The following is a 19493-nucleotide window of genomic DNA, read 5'->3' as shown; positions in this document are numbered from 1 at the left end:
GCTATGACCTCACCGAAGAGCCCCATCGGGGGCCACGTGCCCGTGGCCGGCGGCCTGGCCACGGGCGGCCTCAAGTACGCCGCCGAGATCGGCGCGGAAGCCGTCCAGGTCTTCGTGTCCAACCCGCGCGGCTGGGCCCTGCCCGAGGGCAAGCCCGCCGAAGACGCCCTGATGCGCGACCAGGAGATCCCCGTCTACGTCCACACCTCGTACCTGGTGAACGTGGGCTCTCCCACCCCTGAGACCCTGACCAAGTCCATCGCGTCCATCCGCCACTCCCTCCAGCGCGGCCACGCCATCGGCGCCAAGGGCGTGGTGGTCCACACCGGCAGCTCGGTCACCCAGACCTACGAGGCGGCCCTGGACCAGGTGCGCGAGCACGTCCTGCCCCTGCTGGACGAGATCCCCGAGGACGGCCCCGACCTCCTTCTCGAACCCATGGCGGGCCAGAACAACATGCTCTGCGCCAAGGTCCAGGAGCTGGGCCCCTTCTTCGAGCGCCTGGAGAACCATCCCAAGCTGGGCGTCTGCTTCGACACCTGCCACGCGTTCGCCGCAGGCCACGACCTCTCCACCCCCGGCGGCGTCACGGAGACAATCGACGCCCTAGTGGAAACCGTGGGCGAGGGCCGCCTGCGCCTGATCCACGCCAACGACTCCAAGGACCCCTGCGGCTCCGGCCGGGACCGCCACGAGAACATCGGCACCGGCCACATAGGCGAGAAGCCCTTCGCCGAACTCTTCCACCACCCCGCCGTGGCCGGCGTCCCCTTCATCATCGAAACCCCAGGCCGCAACCCAACCCCCCACGGCCAGGACATAAAAACCCTGAAACGCCTAAGAACAACCTGACCGCCCTTAACGAGGCAATGCGCAAACCCCCAACGGGGGCAAGGGGCGAAGCCCCAACGGGGGTGCAGGGGGCGGAGCCCCCTGCCGGGGTCGTAGGGGCGGAGCCCCTACCGGGGTGGGAGGCCGTGGCCCGGAGCGAGTTCTACGAGCGCAGGGACGCGGCATCCCGCCCCGCATCGGGGGGTGTGGGGGGTCGCCCCCCCACAATGACAAGAAAGAGCCCGGGCGTCGCTGAGCAACCCCCCGACTGCTCAGCGACGCCCGAACCTATCGCCGCCTGATCCCACCCCCCCGGTACGGGATCGGACGGCTCCTGATCCGGCGGTCGTCTGGCGACTCGCCGGATCTCCAGTTATGTCAGTGAGCGCCGTGTGGCGCCCGGGGCTCCTGCCGCAGTACCGCCTGCCGCCTGGCCGCCCGATTGCCGTGTTCCGGACGAGGCGTTCCGGTTGCGGCGGTTCCGCGGTGCGGTGCTGCGTGGTGCCACTGAGAACACTAGGGCTCTGGGATACCGCGCGGGACCCGGGGACGCGCCGCGCTCGTTGAACGGTCTGTAGTGATCGGTGTACGTAACGTAGTGCGACGGTGAGCGGTCGGATGGGTGGGACGAGTGGTCATGTGAACGGTCGGCGCGCTCGGACGAGTGGCGTGGAAAATTTACGGCGAGGATGTGAAAGGGGCGCCGCGCGCCCCGGCCGGCCCCGGCCGCAGGCCCGGGACCTGCGGTGAAGTGGTTCGGATACGGTTTCGTCTCCGTGTGGTCCGCCGGGTCAGGGCCGCCGGTCGTTCTCGGGGACGTTCATCCGGGCCATCGCCCGGTCGGCGCGCCCAGAAGCCCGCTCACGGGTGAACAGCACCCCGCCCGTGCCCGGCAGAAGCCGTGAGGGCGGCGGCATCGGCGTCCCCCTGTCATCCACGCGGGTCGGGCGTGCAGAGGCGCCCCAGCGTCCCGTACACGGCCGGGAAAGGCGAACAACGGCGGCGGACGTTCCGCCCCGGAGGCGTCGCATGAACGCCGATGATGCTTACGCACGCGGCGCCACAGCACGAGGACGCAAACGACCACCACGGCCCAGCCGTCCAAGGGCGTGCCGGTCAGCACCCGCAGCGTGATCCCGACGCCACACAACCCCGGCAGCAGGCGGACGTTACCGCCCCGGGGCGTCGCCGGGGAGCCACCCTGGATGGCGTGGCACCCCACCCCGAAGCGTGACACATGGACACCGGTGATACCTGCGCACGCGGCACCACAGCACGAGGACGCAGACAACCACCACGGCCCAGCCGTCCAGGGACGTGCAGCACCCGCAGCGTGATTGCGGCGCCGCAAAACCTCTGCAGCAGGCGGACGCTGCCGCCCCGGGGCGTCGCCGGGGAACCGACCTGGATGGCGTGGCACCCCACCCCGAAACGTGACACATGAACGCCGATGATGCTTACGCACGCGGCGCCACAGCACAAGGACGCAAACGACCACGACGGCCCAGCCGTCCAAGGGCGTGCCGGTCAGCACCCGCAGCGTGATCCCGGCGCCGCGGAACTGCGGCGGCACGCAGACCCGCAGGCGCCCCATTGGCATCGCTGTATGTCGGCTCCTCAGGCCAGTGGCGGCCGTGCGGTATTCGCCGCTGATCTGCGGCTCACATGCCACAGCCTCAGGACAAACCCCACACCGGCGGGGCGGCGGACGCGAGACCCCTTCAGGGCCGTGGGTGAGGTCAGGAGGGGTGTCGCTCGGCGCGGTCTGGCTCGTCACCGTTTCGCCGCGGTTCCTCCCCGTACCGTGGCGGGTCCTCGGTGTCCACCTGGCGGAACCGGCGGACGAGGAGGTCGCGGACCTGCCGGGTGTGGCGGCGGCTGACCGGGAGCAGTTCGCCGGCCACCTGTACGGCGGCCCTGCCTCCGTCGAAGCGCAGCTCGCTGACGTGGGAGGACGAGACCAGCGTGCTGCGGTGGATCCGGATGAACCCGGCCTGCTCCCAGCGTTTGGCCAAGGCGGCGAGCGGCATCCTTACCAGGAAGCTCCCGTCGCCGGTGTGCAGCCGGACGTAGTCGCCCTGCGCCTCGACGTGGGTCACCGCGCGGCGCGAGACGAGGCGGGTGCGCCCGGCCAGCTCCACGGGGACCATCTCGTCCTCCTCCTCGCCGGCGCCGGCGCCGTGCAGGCCGTCTCTCCGCACCGCCTCCTCGACGCGTCGTATCGCCTCGGCGAGCCGCTCGGCGCGCACCGGCTTGAGCAGGTAGTCGAGGGCGCCCAGCTCGTAGGCGGTGACCGCGCTGTCGTCGTGTGCGGTCACGAACACGACCTGCGGGGGTTCGGCGAAGCCGGTGAGCAGCCGGGTGAAGTCGAGGCCGTCCAGGCCCGGCATACGGATGTCGAGGAAGACGGCGTCGAGCCGATCCCCCGCCACCATGATCCGGCTCATGTCGCGCAGCGCCGCCGCCGCCTCACCGGCGCACAGCACGCGGTCGACACGTGGATCCGCCTGGAGCAGGTAGGCGAGCTCTTCCAGGGCGGGGACTTCGTCGTCAACGGCCAGCACGCGCAACATACCTAGGACCCTGCCGCGATTACTGTCCGTCCGCAATCGATTCCATGAGGTGAGTCTGGAGAGGGCGTGGCCGGAATCGGCGAGGGGGACCCGGTCACTCGGGGACGAGGCCCGCCCGGTTCTTGGGAACCCTCAGGCTGACCTTCGTGCCCGCTCCGATTCCGGTCTCGACCGTCAGGCCGAAGGCGTCCCCGTACAACTGCCGCATCCGCTCGTCCACATTGGCCAGGCCGATGCCCGCTCCGCTGCCGCCGTGGTCCCGCTCGCACCGGACGGCCATGCCGAGCGCCCGCCCCTCGCCGCCGTCCGACCCGTGGGCGGCGGCGCGCGGACGGACGGCGTCGGCTCCCCCGCCGAGGATCTCCAGCAGCCGGGCCGGGTCCATGCCGGCGCCGTCGTCCTCGACGCTGATCGCCGCCTCCTCCCCGGCGTCGCGCGCGACGATCCGGACGTGGAACGGCGCCTTGCCCCGGGCGCCATTCATCCCGTGCCGGATCGCGTTCTCCACCAGCGGCTGGAGCGACAGGAACGGCAAGGTCACCGGCAGCACCTCGGGCGTCGCGTCCACCGTGCACCGGAGCCGGTCGCCGAACCTGGCGCGCTCCAGCAGCAGGTAACGGTCGATCGAGTTCAGCTCCTCGGCCAGCGTGGTGAAGTCGCGCGGGGTCCGGAAGGAGTAGCGGGCGAAGTCGGCGAAGTCCAGCAGCAGGTCGCGGGCGCGCCCGGGATCCGTCCGGACGAACGAGGCGATGGCCGTCAGCGAGTTGTAGAGGAAATGCGGGCAGATCTGGGCCCGCAGCGCCCGCATCTCCGCCTCGGCCAGCCGGTTGCGGGACGAGTCGAGCTCGGCCAGCTCCAACTGGCTCGACATCCAGCGGGCCACCTCCGCGACGGCCCGGACGCGTGCCGGGGGCGCGCTCGTACCGTACGCGACCAGGGCGCCCTGCACCCGCCCCTCGACGGCGAGCGGCGCCACCACGGCGGCGCGGAGACGGCACGGCCCGTCGCAGCAGCCCGCGGACTTCGACGTGACCACCCGGGCCCGGCCGGTGGCCAGTACCTGCGCCGCGTGGCCCAGCACGTCCGTGGGGTGCCCCTCGTCGCCCGACCCGTCCCAGGCCAGCAGGCGGCCCCGCCGTGCCTCGCGCCCGTGTCCTTCGCGGGCCGCGTCCTGCGCAGGGGACGGGTCCGCCGCGACCACGGCGACCGCCTCGGCGCCGAGCAGGATCCGCAGGTCACGCGCCGCCCGGCGTGCCGACTCGCGGGTCAGGCCGCCGCGCAGCGCGGGCGAGGCGCGGGAGATGGTGTGCAGCGTCGCGAACGTGGTCTCGTCGGTGATGGCGTCCGAGCCAAGCCGCAACGCCCGCCGCAACGCCCGCGGCCACGCCTGCCGGCACCATGCCGCTGCGCATCCCGCGACGAGCGCCATGAGCGTCCCGCACATCACCACATCGAGCACGGAAAGTGTCGGCATGGAAACAAACAGTAATATCCCGGTGACGCCCATGCCCGCACAACCACCGCGATCGGCGCGTGCTCACGGAGGCGGGGACTCGTCGGCGTCCTCCTGGTAGGAGTACCTCTGCTCGCGCCACGGATCGGCGACGTTGTGGTAGCCGCGTTCCTCCCAGAAGCCCCTGCGGTCCTTGACCATGTACTCGATGCCGCGCACCCACTTGACGCTCTTCCACGCGTACAGGTGCGGGACGACCAGGCGGATCGGGAACCCGTGGTCGGGGGTGAGCCGCTCGCCGTTGCGGTGGGTGGCGAACATGGTGCCCTCGGCCAGGAAATCGAGCATCCGGATGTTGGCGCTGTAGCCGTACTCCGCCCACACCATCACGTGCGTGGCGGCCGGGTCCGGCGGGGCCAGCTCGACGATGGCCGAGCCGGCGACCCCCTCCCACTCGTTGTCGGGAATGGTGAACTTGGTGACGCAGTGGAAGTCGGCGATCGCCCTGGTGCGGGGCAGCGCGTCGAACTCGTCCCAGGTCCAGGCGTGCTGGCCGCCCGACGCGGTCGCGCCGAACACCCGGAAGTCCCAGTCCGCCGGACGGAACTTCGGCACGGGGCCGTAGTGGAGCACCGGCCAGCCGCGGGGAACGTACTGCCCTGGTGGGAGCCTCCGGCCCTCGGTGGGCTCTTCGGGTGGTGGGGACATGACGGCGCCATACTGCCACCCGCAGTGAGCTGAGCCATATTCGGCCCCTCCCTCCGGGGCACGGCCCGAGATCGGCTAGGGTGTCATCCATGCGCGGCACGACGTATTTCTTTTGGCTCGACCGGCCCGGGAGGCTGGTCTGCCAGACGCTGCGCTGACAGACCTGACAGGCGGAGAAGCCCCGGGCCTCACGGCCCGGGGCTTTCGTCGTCTCTGGAGGATTGGCCGGCGGGACCGGACGGGAGTCCCGCACGTCGAGGAGAGGCAAGAACCATGGTCGTCGTCATGTCCCCGGACGCCACCGAGGCCGATATCACGGCCGTCGTCTCACTGGTCGAGACGGCGGGCGGCGACGCGTTCGTCAGCCGCGGCGTGGAGCGCACCATCGTCGGGCTGGTCGGCGACATCGAGCAGTTCGGCACGCTCAACCTGCGCGGGATGAGCGGGGTCGGCGACGTCATCCGGATCTCGGTGCCCTACAAGCTGGTCAGCCGGGAGAACCACGCCGAGCGCTCGGTGGTGCGGGTCGGCGGCGTGCCGATCGGGCCGGGCACCATGACGCTGATCGCCGGGCCGTGCGCGGTGGAGACCCCCGAGCAGACCCTGGAGGCCGCGCAGATGGCGCAGGCCGCGGGGGCCACGCTGCTGCGCGGCGGCGCGTTCAAGCCCCGCACCTCCCCGTACGCCTTCCAGGGGCTGGGCGAGGCCGGCCTGCGCATCCTCGCGGACGTGCGGGAGGTGACCGGCATGCCCATCGTCACCGAGGTGGTGGACGCCGCGGACGTGGACCTGGTCGCCTCGTACGCCGACATGCTGCAGATCGGCACCCGCAACGCCCAGAACTTCCCGCTGCTCCAGGCGGCGGGCGAGTCGGGCAAGCCGGTGCTGCTCAAGCGCGGCATGAGCGGCACCATCGAGGAGTGGCTGATGGCCGCCGAGTACATCGCCCAGCGCGGCAACCTCGACATCGTGCTGTGCGAACGCGGTATCCGCACCTTCGAGAAGGCCACCCGCAACACCCTGGACATCTCCGCGGTCCCCGTCGCCCAGCGCCTCTCCCACCTGCCGGTGATCGTGGACCCGTCCCACTCGGGCGGCAGCCGCGACCTCGTCCTCCCCCTGACCCGCGCGGCGATCGCCGTGGGCGCGGACGGCGTCATCATCGACGTCCACCCGCACCCCGAGACCGCGCTCTGCGACGGCCCCCAGGCCCTCGTGGACGGCGACCTCCGGGAACTGGCGAAGGCCGTGCGGGACCTCCCCCCGCTTGTGAACAGGAGGCTCGCGACGGCCCAGGGCGAGCCGTCCCCCCACGGATCTCAGGACGCGACGGCCGCGTCCCTCCACTCGTAGCATCCGCCGCCATCACCTATGGAGCGGGGCGCTCCGCCCCCTGGCCTCGGCCTCACGGGTCAGGCGGGCGGAGCCCCTGAGCGCGGGTGGTGTACGGGGTGATACTGTCGCTTTTCGTGGAGTACTGGACGCCCAACTGCGGGCCGCCCCGCGCCTGATGGGGCGCGGCGGCTTCTTGCTGAGCTTCTGAGTTCCTGAGGACCCGGCGAAGGAACGCCCGGTCCCGGGCTCCTGCGCCCCGAATACGGATCCTCCTTCCGATTCGAGTTCAGGAGCTTTCTCCAGTGTCTCCCCGATCTGTCTCTTCCCTGCGCGCCTCCAAGGACGCGCAGGACGCGCCCGTCCATCCGGCGTCCCGGCCGCTGAGCGGGAGCGCCGTGATCCTGGCGGCTGCCTCCCTGTGGGGCACGACCGGTACGGTTCGCACGTTCGTCCCCGAGGCGACGAACGTCTCGATAGCCGCGGTCCGCATCGTCATGGGCGGGCTGCTGCTGGTGCTCTTCGCCTCGCTCGCGCAACGCGGCGCGGGGCTGCGCCGGCTGCTGCGGTCCGGCCGCGGCCTGACGCTGGTGGCCGTGGGGGGCGTCGCGATCACGGCGTACCAGACCGCCTTCTTCACCGCCGCCGCCCGCACCGGGGTGGCGATCGGCACGGTCGTCACCATCGGCAGCGCGCCCGCGTTCGCCGGAGCGCTGGGCCTGCTCCTCAGACGCTCGGCGATCGACGTCCGATGGGCGCTCGCCACCTCGGGCGCCGTCGCGGGGTGCGCGGCGCTGATCCTCGGCGGTGAGGACGCCGGGGCCGAGCCGGCCGGCATCGGCCTGGCCCTGCTGTCGGGCCTGTCGTACGCGGTGTACGCCACGCTGGCGTCCGGCCTCATCGACCGGGGCGAGCAGGACCGGGCCGTCGCGGGCGCGATGTTCGGTGTGGCCGCGGTACTGCTGCTGCCCGTCCTGCTGGCGGGCGACCCCGGCTGGGCGCTCTCCGGCAGGGGAACGCTGATCGCGCTCTACCTCGGCGTGATCACGACGGCGTGCGCCTACGTCCTGTTCGCGCGAGGGCTGCGGACCACACCCGCGACCACGGCCACCACCCTGACGCTGGCCGAGCCCGCCATCGCGGCGGTCCTGGGCATGGCCGTGCTGGACGAACGCCTGGGCGGCACGGCCCTCGCCGGCCTGGCCCTGCTGGCCGCGAGCCTCCTGGTCCTCGTCCGGCCCGCCCGCCGCTGACACCCATGGCATGCCGGAAGTGCGGTCCGCGCTTGCAAAATCGAACACAGCGGGGATGATGTCCGGCATGACAGAGGGCGACGGGGGGCGGCTGTTCCCTCAGGATCTCGCGGGCGTCGATCCGGTGGCGGCGGTGACGCTCGCCGACGCCTGCCGTTCCATCGCGGCCTACCCCGAGCTGGTGGCGGTCGGCGCGCTGTTCACGGCCGCGGAGCGGGTCGACGGGGGCTGGCAGGTGGTCTGCCCCTGCGACCCGCTCCCCCAAGGCGCCAGGGAGCTGCTCGCCGACCATCTGGAGGACACCGTCGGGGCGCAGCCGTCCGTGACGCGGCGGCTGCGGTCCGGCGAACCACTGGACGACGTCACCGTCGCGGGACGCCGGTTCCGCCTGGTGCGGATCGAACAACTCGTGCGGACCGGCCCGGACGGCCCCGAGCCGCCGCGCCCCACCGACTTCGACCCGCGTCCCGGCGACCACCGGATGCCGCGCCACCGCCCGTACGACCGGATCGGAGACGGCATGCCCGCCCCCGACGTCGCGACCTCCGAACTGCTGTGCCAGATACTGGACGCGGCGGCGCGGGCGGGCAACGAGCCCTCATGCGCGTACCTGACGCCGGTGCAACTGGCCCCGGCGTTCACCGTGGCGGAACGTTCCGATGGGCGCTGGCGGCCGGTGGGACGGCTCCACGACACGCCCCAGCGGGCACGTGACTCGCTCGCCACCTACTTCCGGCACGTCGTCCCCGCCGTGGAACACCCCGGCGAAGCCGAACTCGCCGAATACGCCGACGCCGCCACGCTGATGGCGGACTCGACACGCCGCAACGGGATCGCCGTGGCGGGACGCCGGTTCCGCATCGTCCGGCTCGAACGGCTCACGCTGATGGGCCCGGAAGGACCCGAGACGCCCCGCCCGTCCGACGCCGACCCGCGCTGAGGCCGGTCCGCGCCCGCGCTCAGGCCGCGGCGTCGCCGTAGACCGGGCGGTGCTCCTGGACGGACCCGGCAAGCTGATCGGCCAGCTCGCCCACGTCGAGCCGCCTCTCGATCTGCCGCAGATCATCGATCCTGGCCCTGGTCTCCGCGCGGCGGGGGGCCAGCAGCGTGCAGCAGTCCTCATCGGGCAACTCGGAGATCGCCAGCGTCCGGACCCTGCGCGCCTGGTCCATGATCTCGCTCTTGTCCATGCCGATCAGCGGCCGCAGGATCGGCATCTCCACGGCATCGTCCAAGGCGGTGATGTTGGTCAGCGTCTGGCTGCTGACCTGGCCCAGCGCGTCCCCCGTGATGAGGGTGCCCGCGCCCAGCCTGCGGGCCAGCACCTCGCCGGTACGCAGCATCAGCCGGCGCTGCGCGATCACCGCGAGCCGGTCCGCGCCCGAAGACTTGATCTGCTGCTGCGCCTTGCCGAACGGCACCACGAACAGCCTCGACCCGCCCTGGAAGCGGTCCAGCTCACGGACCAGCGCGTACGCCTTGTAGATCGACTCGGGCCCGGTGAAGGGCATCCCCGAGAAGTGCAGGTAGTCCACCCGCAGCCCGCGCCGCATCATCCGGTACGCGGCCACGGGCGAATCGATACCGCCCGACATCAGCACCAGGCCACGGCCGCTCATCCCCACCGGCAGCCCGCCCTGGCCCGGCAGCCCGCCGGAGAACACGAACGCCTCGTCCCGGTCGATCTCGATGGAGACGGTGTGGTCGGGATCCTTCAACCGGACCTTCAACCCGTACCGGCCGCCGATCGCGGCCCCCACCTTCCGGTCGAGCTCGGTCGACGTCAGCGGGAAACGCTTGTCGCGGCGCCGCGAGCGCACCGCGAACGTGCCCTCGCGCCCCGCCATCAGCTCCAGCGCCGCCCGCTCCACGCTCTCGGGATCCTTGTCGACCCGCCAGGCGCGGTGCGCCCACACGATGCCCATCACATCGGTGATCCGCTCGGCCAGGGCATCGACCTTCTCGACGGTCGCGTCCTTGGTGCGGACGATCATCACCCCGTGCCGGCGGATCACGTCCACCCGGGCGATGGGCCGCACCGCGTCACGCAGATTGTCGGCCAGCCGCCGCTCGAACCGCTCCCGGTTCTTGCCCTTGAGGACGACCTCCCCCAGCTTGATCAGCACACACGGCTCACCGTCCACCGGGGGCCGGACGACGGCCGACCCGCCGGCGACGACGGTCGCAACCTCAACCTGCGGCATAGGCTCAGTTTATTGCAAACGAGAGCTGCGCTCCTCGCCTGGCGGCTCGTCGCTTGTCTCGCTTGCGGCGATCGCTGCATCGCTCCGACTCGCCCAGGGGCTCGCTCCGCGATCAGGGTCTCGCTGGCGCTCGCCCCTGCCTTCGGACGCGATCGCAACGCCTGGGCGCCGTTCGGGGCTGGGGTTGGGGGCTGGGGTGGGTGCGAGAGGTGTTTTGGGCAAGCACGAGCTGCGCTCGTTCCTTATTGCAAACGAGAGCTGCGCTCCTCGCCTGGCGGCTCGTCGCTTGTCTCGCTTACGGCGATCGCTGGCATCGCTCCGACTCGCCCAGGGGCTCGCTGCGCGATCAGGGTCTCGCTGGCGCTCGCCCCTGCCTTCGGACGCGATCGCAACGCCTGGGCGTCGTTCGGGGCTGGGGTTGGGGGCTGGGGTGGGTGCGAGAGGTGTTTAGTCGCAGACACGAGCTGCGCTCCTCGCCTGGTGGCTTGTCGCGCCTGCGGCGATCGCTGCATCGGACACGACGCAGCGCTTGGGCGCCGCCCGGGGCGGGCGGCGCTCTTGGGTGGTGGGGTCAGCCGAAGAACACCTCGGCTTCCTTGTAGCGTTCGATCGGGACGGTCTTGAGTTCCTTGGTGGCCTCGTCCAGGCCGGCGCGGACGATGTCGGTGCCGCGCAGGGCGACCATCTTGCCGAAGTCGCCGTCGCGTACCGCGTCGATGGCATGGAGGCCGAACCGGGTGGCGAGGACGCGGTCGTACGCGGTGGGGGTGCCGCCGCGCTGGATGTGGCCGAGGACGGTGGCGCGGGCCTCCTTGCCGGTGCGCTTCTCGATCTCGTCGGCCAGGCGCTGGCCGATGCCGCCCAGCCGGACGTGGCCGAAGGAGTCGCGTTCGCCGGTCTGGAGCTGCATCTGGCCGTTCACCGGGTGGGCGCCCTCCGACACCACGATGATCGGCGCGTAGCGGGTCTTGAACCGGCTCTCCACGTAGGCGACGACCTTGTCGATGTCGAACGGCTGCTCGGGGATGAGGATCACGTTGGCGCCCGCGGCCATTCCCGCGTGCAGCGCGATCCAGCCCGCGTGCCGCCCCATCACCTCGCAGATCAGCGCGCGGTGGTGGCTCTCGGCGGTGGTGTGCAGCCGGTCGATGGCCTCCATCGCGATGTTGACGGCGGTGTCGAAGCCGAAGGTGTAGTCGGTGGCGTTGAGGTCGTTGTCGATGGTCTTGGGCACGCCGACCACGTTGACGCCGTTGTCGTACAGTTCGCGGGCGACGCCGAGGGTGTCCTCGCCGCCGATGGCGATCAGGGCGTCCACGCCGAGACCGGCCAGGTTGTCCTTGATCCGCTCGATCCCGCCGTCCACCTTGATGGGGTTGGTCCTGGACGAGCCGAGGATGGTGCCGCCGCGGGGCAGGATCCCGCGCACCGTCTCGACGTCGAGGGCCATGGTGTCGCCCTCCAGCGGGCCCCTCCAGCCCGCCCGGAAGCCCACGAACTCGTAGCCGAAGACCTGCACGCCCTTGCGCACCACGGCGCGGATGACGGCGTTCAGGCCGGGGCAGTCACCGCCCCCGGTCAGCACTCCGACGCGCATGCCCTCTCCCTCACCAGACACGGGGCTTCTCCTCGATCCCACGGGTAGACACTATTGGTCTAGACCATAGTGGTTACCCGGCCTTCGCCGGGCCACTTCGCCTCAGCACCATCGTGCCCGCCGCGGGTCCGTTCGCGCAGCGCCTGGACGCAGAGTTCACCCCGCCTTGGCCGAGTCCAGCCGCCGGGGTCAGCCGTCCCGGTCCAGGCCCTTCTCGATGGCGTACCTGACCAGCTCGACGCGGTTGTGGAGCTGGAGCTTGCCCAGGGTGTTCTGGACATGGTTCTGCACGGTGCGATGCGACAGGACGAGCCGTTCGGCGATCTGCCGGTAGGTCAGGCCCTTGGCGACCAGCCGCAGCACCTCGCGCTCGCGCTGGGTGAGCCGCGGCGCGTCGTCGTCGGGCCGGCTCGGAGCGGACGCGAGCCGCCGGTACTCGCCGAGGACGAGCCCGGCCAGGCGCGGGGTGAAGACCGCGTCGCCCTCGCCGGTGCGGCGCACGGCGTCCAGGAACTCCTCCCGGCCCGCCGACTTGAGCAGGTAGCCGGTGGCGCCGACCTTGACCGCGTCCAGGACGTCCTGCCGTTCGCCGCTGGCCGACAGCACCAGCACCCGCACCGGCGGATCGGCGGCGGCCAGCAGGCGGGTCACCTCGACGCCGCTGATGTCGGGCAGTTGCAGGTCGACCACCGCCACTTCGGGCCTGGCGGCGGCGGCGATCCGGACGGCGGCGCGCCCCTCCCCCGCCGTGGCGACCACCTCGTGCCCGGCCTCGGCCAGGTCGCGGGCCACGGCGTCGCGCCACATCGGGTGGTCGTCCACGACCATGACGCGGTACGAGGGGGCCGGGGTGTCGGTCACGCGGACCAGCCTAAGACCGGTGCCGGTCATCGAGATAACCGCGTAATGGAAACGGGATAGGGGTGTAATACATGTTTCGGGGCATAATTCAAACAAAAGCCCCAGGTCCCCCAGCCCCCGCGGAGCCCTCATGGCACGAGGCCCCATCCGCGTTCACCCCCGCCGGTCCACGCCGGTGACGCCGTCCAGACTCCTCACGCCGCTCGCGTTCGCCGCCGTCCTGCCCCTCGCGCTGTCCGGCTGCGGATCGCCCGACTACCACTACGTCAAGAACTCGGAGCAGAAGACCTACTTCAAGGTCCCCTCCGAGTGGCACCGGATCGACCAGCGGACCCTCGACGGCATCCTGAGCGCGGACGACCCCGACTCCGCCGCCGCCCGCGCCAGGCCGCGGCTCGTCTGGTCGGTCGCCTACGACGCGCACGACGTACCGCACCCCACCCACCTGTACGGGGTCGCCAGCGACCAGCCGTTCGTCTGGGCCGTCGTCCGCCCGCTGTCCAAGAAGGAGCAGGACGCGGTGTCGCTCGACATGCTGCGCGACACGTTCCTCCCGGTCACCGAGAACGGGCGGGCCGAGCTGGCGCAGCGCGGCGGGCAGCTCACCGGCTTCGAGCTGACCCGCGACCAGGTGCTCACCCCCGGCGGCGGGCTGCGCGGCGTGCGCACCACCTTCAACTACCGGCTGCCGACCAGCCCGGACCTTCAGACCTTCGACGTCACCGCCTACGTCAGCGACGCCGGACGGCTGTACGTCATGGTGCTGCGATGCTCGGCGCGCTGCTTCACCCAGCGGGCCGCCGAGCTGGACGCGATCGCCCGGTCCTTCACGGTGAGGAACGACTGATGATCTTCCGGCGGCGGCGCGGCGGCGCCTCCCAGACCCCTCCCGCCGAGTCCCTCTACCGGCGCGGTCTCCGGCTCACCTCGACGTTCCTCTCCGGATTCGCCTACCCGGAGATCGTCTGGGGAGAGAAGCCCAAGGTCTCGCTGGTCAAGTCGGCCGGGGCCACCCGTCCGAGCCTGCCGATGTGGGACCGGATCAAATACCTGCTGCTCCTCACCGTGGTGTGGTTCGTCCTGGTGTGGGCGGCGATGGCGGACAATCCGCTGCTGCCCTTCGTGGACGCGATGCGCGAGCAGTCCCGGGCGGCGTCCTGGGTGTTCGTCCTCCTCGGGCTGGAGCTGATCCGGCAGGGCCACTTCCTGATCAGCGAACGTTCCAGCGACTACCACCGGTTCTGGACGCACCGCGTCTTCGGCGGGTTCGAGCGGTACACGCACCGGCGGTTCTCCCCGTGGACGCGGTTCCGGGTGTGGCGGGCCACCGTCTGGCTGTTCTGGATCGCGGTGTTCGCCGTGGTCGCCGGGAAGGTGCTGGACACCTCGCCGGCGCTGGCGCTGTTCGAGGCGCCCCGGCTGCTGTGGGAGGCGCTGCCGTTCCTGCTGCAGATCGTCTTCCTGTTCTTCGTCATCATCATCCAGTTCGTGGGGCTGTTCTGGTTCCTGTCGCGCGGCGGCATCGACACCTACATGCCCGACGACATCAAGACCCGGTTCAGCGACGTGTGGGGGCAGGACCACGTGCTGGAACGGGTCAAGGAGAACATCGTCTTCCTGGAGAAGCCGCAGGAGATCGAGGCCAAGGGCGGGTATGTGCCCGGCGGGATCCTGCTGTGGGGGCCGCCGGGCACCGGCAAGACGCTGATGGCCGAGGCGGTCGCGGGCGAGACGGGCCACCCCTACGTGTTCGTCGACCCCGGCGCGTTCATCCAGATGTTCATGGGCATCGGGGTGCTCAAGGTCAAGTCGCTGTTCCGCAAGCTGCGCAAGCTGGCCCTGCGCTACGGCGGCGTGATCGTCTTCTTCGACGAGGCCGACTCGCTCGGCCGCCGCGGCGCCCTGGCCCAGGTCGGCCCGGGCGGACGTCCGGTGGGCACCCGTCCCGCGGCGTTCGCGGCGGCGGGCTGCCACGGCATCTCCTACCTCTCGTCCGACACCCGGTGGCAGCTCGCCAGGGACGCGCTCCACTCGGGCGGGACGCCGGCGTGGCGCGACAGGTTCTTCATGGGCGGAGGGATGAACGCGGGCGGTGGCGACACCGGGACGCTCCAGGCGCTGCTGACCGAGCTGTCGGGCCTGAAGAAGCCGCGCGGGATCGTCAACCGCTACGTCCGCCGGCTCCTGGGCATGAAGCCCAAGCCGCCGCCGAAGTACCGGATCCTCGTCATGATGGCCACCAACATGCCGGAGGCCCTGGACGAGGCGCTGCTGCGTCCCGGCCGGATCGACCGGATCTACAAGGTGGGCTACCCGTCCAGGGCTGGCCGGGTGCGCACCTACGAGGGGTACTTCGGCAAGGTCAGGCACGAGCTCACGCCCGAGGAGATCGACAAGCTCGCCACCATCACCCCGTACGCCACCGGCGCCGGCATCAAGGATCTGGTGAACGAGGCGCTGATCACCGCGATCCGGGCCGGGCGGGAGGTCATCACCTGGGCGGACGTGATGAAGGCCAAGCAGCTCAAGAGCCTGGGGCCGCCCGAGGGCGTGGAGTACCACGACAGGGAGCGGCACGCCACGGCGGTGCACGAGGCATGCCACGCGGTCGTGGCCTACCGGGTGCGGCGCCATCTCGAGATCGACATCGCGACGATCGAGAAGGGCGCGGAGTACCTGGGGATGGTCGCCAGCATCCCGGTGGAGGACCAGTTCACCCAGTGGCGCAGCGAGTACGAGGCGGACATCCTGGTCTCGCTGGCCTCGCTGTCGGGCGAGCGGATGTTCTTCGGCGGCGACAGCTCCTCGGGCGTGTCCGGGGACCTGGAGTCGGCGACCCGGGTGGCGTCCCTGATGGAGGGCTACTGGGGCATGGGGCACACGGTCTCGTCGCACGCGGTGTCGTCCCAGCTCGGCATGGGAACGCCCGGCGGCGGCGGCAAGGAGGCCGAGAAGGAGATGCGGCGGCAGCTCGCCGACCGGATCGAGGACCAGCTCGCCACGCTGCTGGCCCGGGTGGAGCGGATCCTGGAGGAGAACCGAACCCAGGTGCTGGCGGTCGCGCACGCCCTGGAGACCCACAAGACGCTCCAAGGCGAGGACGTGGTCGCCGTGATCGAGGGCCGCGAGGGCCCGCTGGTCGACGGGCGCGTCTACGCCGACCCCGCGTTCGTCCGCGAACTGGAGGAGTACCACCAGGCGGCGCTGGCCGCGCATCGCGGGCGTACCCCCGTCCGGCTCTCCCTGCCCGCCGTTCCGGACGAGCCGGTGCGGCGCGACAGCGCCAAGAGCCCCGTGCCGGAGGGCCGGTCCTGATCAGCGGTGGCCGCCCGTCAGGGGAACGGTCATCTCGATCTCGGTGCCCCGGCCGGGCGCGGAGTCGACGGTGACGGTGCCACCGAGGTCGCGGACGCGGCCGCGGATGGACTGGGCGACGCCGAGGCGCCCGTCCGCCGCGGCCTCGGCGAGGCGGTCGCGGGGCATGCCGGGGCCGTCGTCGCGGACGCTCACCGTGATCCGGCCGTCGCCGTCGTCCTCCAGCAGGACCCAGGCGCGGGTGCCGCTCGGGCAGTGCCGGTGGACGTTGTCGAGGGCCGCCGCGACCGCCGCCTCGACCTCGCGCGCCGCGGGCTCGGCGAGCGGCACGGGCGTGGCGGGGGTGGAGACGGTCACGGACGGCGACCCGTGGCGGTCGAGCAGCGTCCGCAGGTCCACCTCGTCCGCGGGCCCGTCGGCGCGGCGCGGGGCCGCAGGCGGGCCGGCGCCGACGAGCGCGCGCAGGGCGGCCTCCTGCTCGCCCGCGAGCCGGGCCAGCTCGGCCGCCTCACCGCCCATCTCGGCGCCGCGCCGCCGCACCATCGCCAGCACCTGGAGCACCGAGTCGTGGATGCGGCGGGCCAGCCGCTCCCGTTCGCGGGTGGCGGCCTCCAACTCCACCGCCCGCGCCAGCCGGGCCTCGGCGTCCATGGCGAGCTTGACCACGTGCCCCACCACCAGCCCGGCCAGGAACAGCAGGACGATCCCGTTGAAGGTGCGCGACCCCACCGAGCCCGGCATCCCGGCGATCACGTGGACGAGGACGTTCGCGATGCCGATGACCAGCGCGGCCGCCACCCCGGCGCGCTTGCCGCCGCCCCCCACCGCCCAGGACAGCACGGCCGCCGCCACCCACGCGACCGGCAAAGTGGGGCGCCCGGCGGCGATGTTCGCCGCCGACTCCACCCAGGCGGTCGCCAGCACGCAACCGGACGCGACCGCCAGGTCCGCGACCAGCAGGGGTCGTCCGCGCCGCCGGGGGTCACGGAAGGCGAACGTGGCGTGGAGGGTCCACAGCGCCATCACGGCGAGGACGGCCCAGCCGCCCAGCGGGTGCGCGTACCCGTCGGAGTTCATCGCGATGAGCACCGCCGCGTAGAGCAGCGACGCGACGCGGTAGAACGCGACGGCCCGCCACAGCGCTACCTCAAGGCCCATGGCGCCGGGGCGATCAGCCGTCGTCGTCTTCGGGACGCGCCTGCCGCCCCGCCAGCTCGGCCTTGACCTCGGCGGCGTAGCGGTCCACGTACTCCTGGCCGGACAGCTCCCTGATCGCCTGCATGATCTCGTCGGTGATCTTCCGCAGCGTCTCCGGGTCGTCCTCGTGGCCGTAGTAGCGGGAGAAGTCCATCGGCTCGCCGAACTTCACGCCGGGCCGCACCCCCAGCTTGAACAGGGGCCTGCCGGACGGCATCAGCTCGAAGGTGTTGAGCATCGCCATCGGGATCACCGGCGCCCTCGACTTCAGCGCCAGCCTGGCCACGCCCGTCTTGCCTTTGTAGAGGCGGTTGTCGGGCGCGCGGGTGCCCTCGGGGTAGATGCCCAGCAGCTTGCCCTCCTTGAGGATCCGCAGCCCGGTCTCCAGCGCCGCCTCCGCCGCGCTGCCGCCCGTGCGGTCCACGGGCACGACCCCCACACCGGTCATGAACGCCTTGCTGATCAGCCCCTTGATCCCCTTCCCGGTGAAGTACTCGGCCTTGCCGAGGAAGAAGATGGGGCGCATCAGCGGCAGCGGCCCGAAGAAATGGTCCGCGAACGACAGGTGGTTGCTCACCAGGATCGCCGGGCCGCGTTTGGGGACGTTCCGCATGCCCGAGTTCCGGGGACGCCACACCACGTACAGGATCGGCGACAGAACGATCCTGAGGAGGATCCAGAACCACAGCATGCCGACAACCTTCCTCTGCCCTCTGCCTGAGGCGCGTTCCGAACACTCCGGCCGGCACTCCGGCCTACGGGGATGATGCGACATCTTCGCACTCCTCGGCCGTCGTGCCCACACCACCGGGTCCGCCTTTCCCCTCCATGTGCTCTTGCCGGGCACCGATGGGGGCGATATGAACGTAGGCTCTCGAGTGGGAAACGGGATCGGGTGTGCCCCAGGGCTTGTCCCGGGCCGCGCAGCGAATACCGTGGGACTCACGTCAATGGGGAGCGGAGCGACATGACCGAGGAGCCTGCCCCGTGAATCGCCGTGGCAATGGACTGTCAGCGGACAGCTACGCCCCGCTGGTCGACCTCGCCCCGCACCTGGCCGACGTCATGCTCGCGGCGCTGCGCGAGGCGGGTGTGGCGGCCTACGCCGCCACCCCCGAGGAACTGGCCGGGCTCGCCGAGGAGACCGCCGCGCACGCGGTCCCGCAGCCCGCGTCCGAAGGCGTCGAGGACGTCCTGGACCGCCTGTACGTGGACGTCGAGATGAAACCCACGGCCGAGAGCGTCCTGCGCATCCACCTGACCCGGCTGCGCGACTCCGAGCGCCGCGACCTGGAGCTGCGGGACCTCGACCTCCTGGACTCCGACCTGGTCGAGGACTCCGGCACCGAGGGGCCCGGCGTCGACCTGGACAAGCCCGCACCGCGCGACGAGGACGAGGTCTGGGCGGAGATCGTGGCCGGGTTCGACACCGTCCACGAGGGCGATCGGGTGCCCTGGCCGGACCAGGAGAACCTCGACGAGCCCGAGCCGCCCGCCGAGGGCGACGACCGCACCGGCCGCCTCCCCCGCGCCCGCGTGATCAAGGCGGCGGACGTGGCGCACCCGGCCACCGGGGACGACGCCGCCGAGGAGGAGGACGATGACGAGGGCCACTTCGTCCCGCCGCCCCCTCCCCCGCTCCCCAGCGCCGACCCGCTCACCAAGGGCGCGTGGATCGCCCTGGTGGGCGGCCCCCTCTACCTGCTGGTCACGGTGGTGCTCGACTGGGAGGTGCCGGGCTACGCCGCGTTCCTGGCCGTGGCCGCGTTCATCGGCGGCTTCGTGACCCTCGTCCTCCGAATGGGCGACGAACCCCGCGGCCCCGACGACGGCGCCGTCGTCTGAACCCCGCCGCAACCACCCCAGCCCCCAACCCCAACCCCGAACGACGCCCAAGCACCGCGATCGCGACCGAAGGCAGGGGCGGGCGCCAGCGAGACCCTGATCGCGAAGCGAGCCCCCAAGGCGAGGAGCGCACCTCGCTGAAGCAATAAACACATCACAACGACCTCAGCCCGTCACCCCAGCCCCGGACGGTCGCTCAAGCGTTGCGATCGCGACCGAAGGCAGGTTCCGAGCTTGCGAGGAACCTGATCGCGAAGCGAGCCCCTGGGCGAGTCGGAGCGATGCAGCGATCGCCGCAGGCGCGACAAGCGACGAGCCGCCAGG

General features: G+C 71.6%; 16 protein-coding genes. 7 read left to right on the top strand and 9 right to left on the bottom strand.

The window, feature by feature from the left end; translation table 11 throughout:
- The first annotated feature begins 3 nt into the window (after window positions 1-3).
- On the top strand, window positions 4-852 hold the full coding sequence (locus QSK21_RS04820; RefSeq protein ID WP_285693987.1) for a deoxyribonuclease IV: 849 nt from the start codon (window positions 4-6) through the stop codon (window positions 850-852).
- Between the two features lie 770 nt (window positions 853-1622).
- Here QSK21_RS04820 and QSK21_RS04815 read toward each other — a convergent pair.
- The 4 genes from QSK21_RS04815 to QSK21_RS04800 all read right to left on the bottom strand — a co-directional run bounded on the left by QSK21_RS04815 (window position 1623) and on the right by QSK21_RS04800 (window position 5565).
- Window positions 1623-1748: a hypothetical protein gene (locus QSK21_RS04815; protein WP_285693986.1), complete on the bottom strand. Its 126-nt coding sequence runs from the start codon at window positions 1746-1748 to the stop codon at window positions 1623-1625.
- An 822-nt stretch (window positions 1749-2570) separates the two neighbouring features.
- Entirely contained in the window at window positions 2571-3404 is an 834-nt protein-coding gene (locus tag QSK21_RS04810; protein ID WP_285693985.1) for a LytR/AlgR family response regulator transcription factor, read from the bottom strand.
- Between the two features lie 94 nt (window positions 3405-3498).
- Complete coding sequence (locus QSK21_RS04805; protein WP_285693984.1) at window positions 3499-4878, bottom strand: sensor histidine kinase; 1380 nt, start codon at window positions 4876-4878, stop codon at window positions 3499-3501.
- A 63-nt stretch (window positions 4879-4941) separates the two neighbouring features.
- Window positions 4942-5565: a sulfite oxidase-like oxidoreductase gene (locus tag QSK21_RS04800; RefSeq protein WP_285693983.1), complete on the bottom strand. Its 624-nt coding sequence runs from the start codon at window positions 5563-5565 to the stop codon at window positions 4942-4944.
- 273 nt (window positions 5566-5838) lie between these two features.
- Between QSK21_RS04800 and aroF the strand changes: the two genes are divergently transcribed.
- From aroF to QSK21_RS04785, 3 genes are all read left to right on the top strand, one after another.
- Entirely contained in the window at window positions 5839-6918 is a 1080-nt protein-coding gene (gene aroF, locus QSK21_RS04795; protein WP_285693982.1) for a 3-deoxy-7-phosphoheptulonate synthase, read from the top strand.
- A 284-nt stretch (window positions 6919-7202) separates the two neighbouring features.
- Window positions 7203-8150 carry an EamA family transporter gene (locus tag QSK21_RS04790; protein WP_285693979.1) on the top strand — a complete coding sequence of 316 codons (948 nt, stop codon included), beginning with the start codon at window positions 7203-7205 and terminating at the stop codon, window positions 8148-8150.
- A 67-nt stretch (window positions 8151-8217) separates the two neighbouring features.
- Window positions 8218-9090 carry a DUF5954 family protein gene (locus QSK21_RS04785; protein WP_285693977.1) on the top strand — a complete coding sequence of 291 codons (873 nt, stop codon included), beginning with the start codon at window positions 8218-8220 and terminating at the stop codon, window positions 9088-9090.
- 19 nt (window positions 9091-9109) lie between these two features.
- On the opposite strand, the gene thiI is transcribed toward QSK21_RS04785, so the two are convergent.
- The 3 genes from thiI to QSK21_RS04770 form a co-directional block, all read right to left on the bottom strand.
- Complete coding sequence (thiI, locus tag QSK21_RS04780; RefSeq protein WP_285693976.1) at window positions 9110-10354, bottom strand: tRNA uracil 4-sulfurtransferase ThiI; 1245 nt, start codon at window positions 10352-10354, stop codon at window positions 9110-9112.
- Between the two features lie 571 nt (window positions 10355-10925).
- On the bottom strand, window positions 10926-11951 hold the full coding sequence (locus QSK21_RS04775) for a 6-phosphofructokinase (protein ID WP_285694278.1): 1026 nt from the start codon (window positions 11949-11951) through the stop codon (window positions 10926-10928).
- Between the two features lie 189 nt (window positions 11952-12140).
- Window positions 12141-12779, bottom strand: a complete 639-nt coding sequence (locus tag QSK21_RS04770) for a response regulator (protein WP_285694277.1) — start codon at window positions 12777-12779, stop codon at window positions 12141-12143.
- Window positions 12780-12942: 163 nt separating this feature from the next.
- Here QSK21_RS04770 and QSK21_RS04765 point away from each other — a divergent pair, with 163 nt between their 5' ends.
- Complete coding sequence (locus tag QSK21_RS04765; protein ID WP_285693975.1) at window positions 12943-13659, top strand: hypothetical protein; 717 nt, start codon at window positions 12943-12945, stop codon at window positions 13657-13659.
- On the top strand, window positions 13659-16127 hold the full coding sequence (locus QSK21_RS04760; RefSeq protein ID WP_285693973.1) for an AAA family ATPase: 2469 nt from the start codon (window positions 13659-13661) through the stop codon (window positions 16125-16127). Before QSK21_RS04765 ends, QSK21_RS04760 begins: the two co-directional genes overlap by 1 nt.
- On the opposite strand, the gene macS is transcribed toward QSK21_RS04760, so the two are convergent.
- Complete coding sequence (macS, locus tag QSK21_RS04755; RefSeq protein ID WP_285693972.1) at window positions 16128-17285, bottom strand: MacS family sensor histidine kinase; 1158 nt, start codon at window positions 17283-17285, stop codon at window positions 16128-16130.
- Window positions 17286-17298: 13 nt separating this feature from the next.
- Window positions 17299-18015, bottom strand: a complete 717-nt coding sequence (locus QSK21_RS04750; RefSeq protein ID WP_285693970.1) for a lysophospholipid acyltransferase family protein — start codon at window positions 18013-18015, stop codon at window positions 17299-17301.
- A 296-nt stretch (window positions 18016-18311) separates the two neighbouring features.
- Here QSK21_RS04750 and QSK21_RS04745 point away from each other — a divergent pair, with 296 nt between their 5' ends.
- Window positions 18312-19169: a hypothetical protein gene (locus QSK21_RS04745; protein ID WP_285693968.1), complete on the top strand. Its 858-nt coding sequence runs from the start codon at window positions 18312-18314 to the stop codon at window positions 19167-19169.
- Window positions 19170-19493: the final 324 nt, after the last annotated feature.

Origin of the sequence: Actinomadura sp. NBRC 104412, assembly GCF_030269515.1 — a bacterium.
Classification (GTDB): Bacteria; Actinomycetota; Actinomycetes; order Streptosporangiales; family Streptosporangiaceae; genus Spirillospora.
The sequence above is the reverse complement of the archived record's forward strand: the minus strand, read 5'-3'. Positions and strand labels throughout refer to the sequence as shown.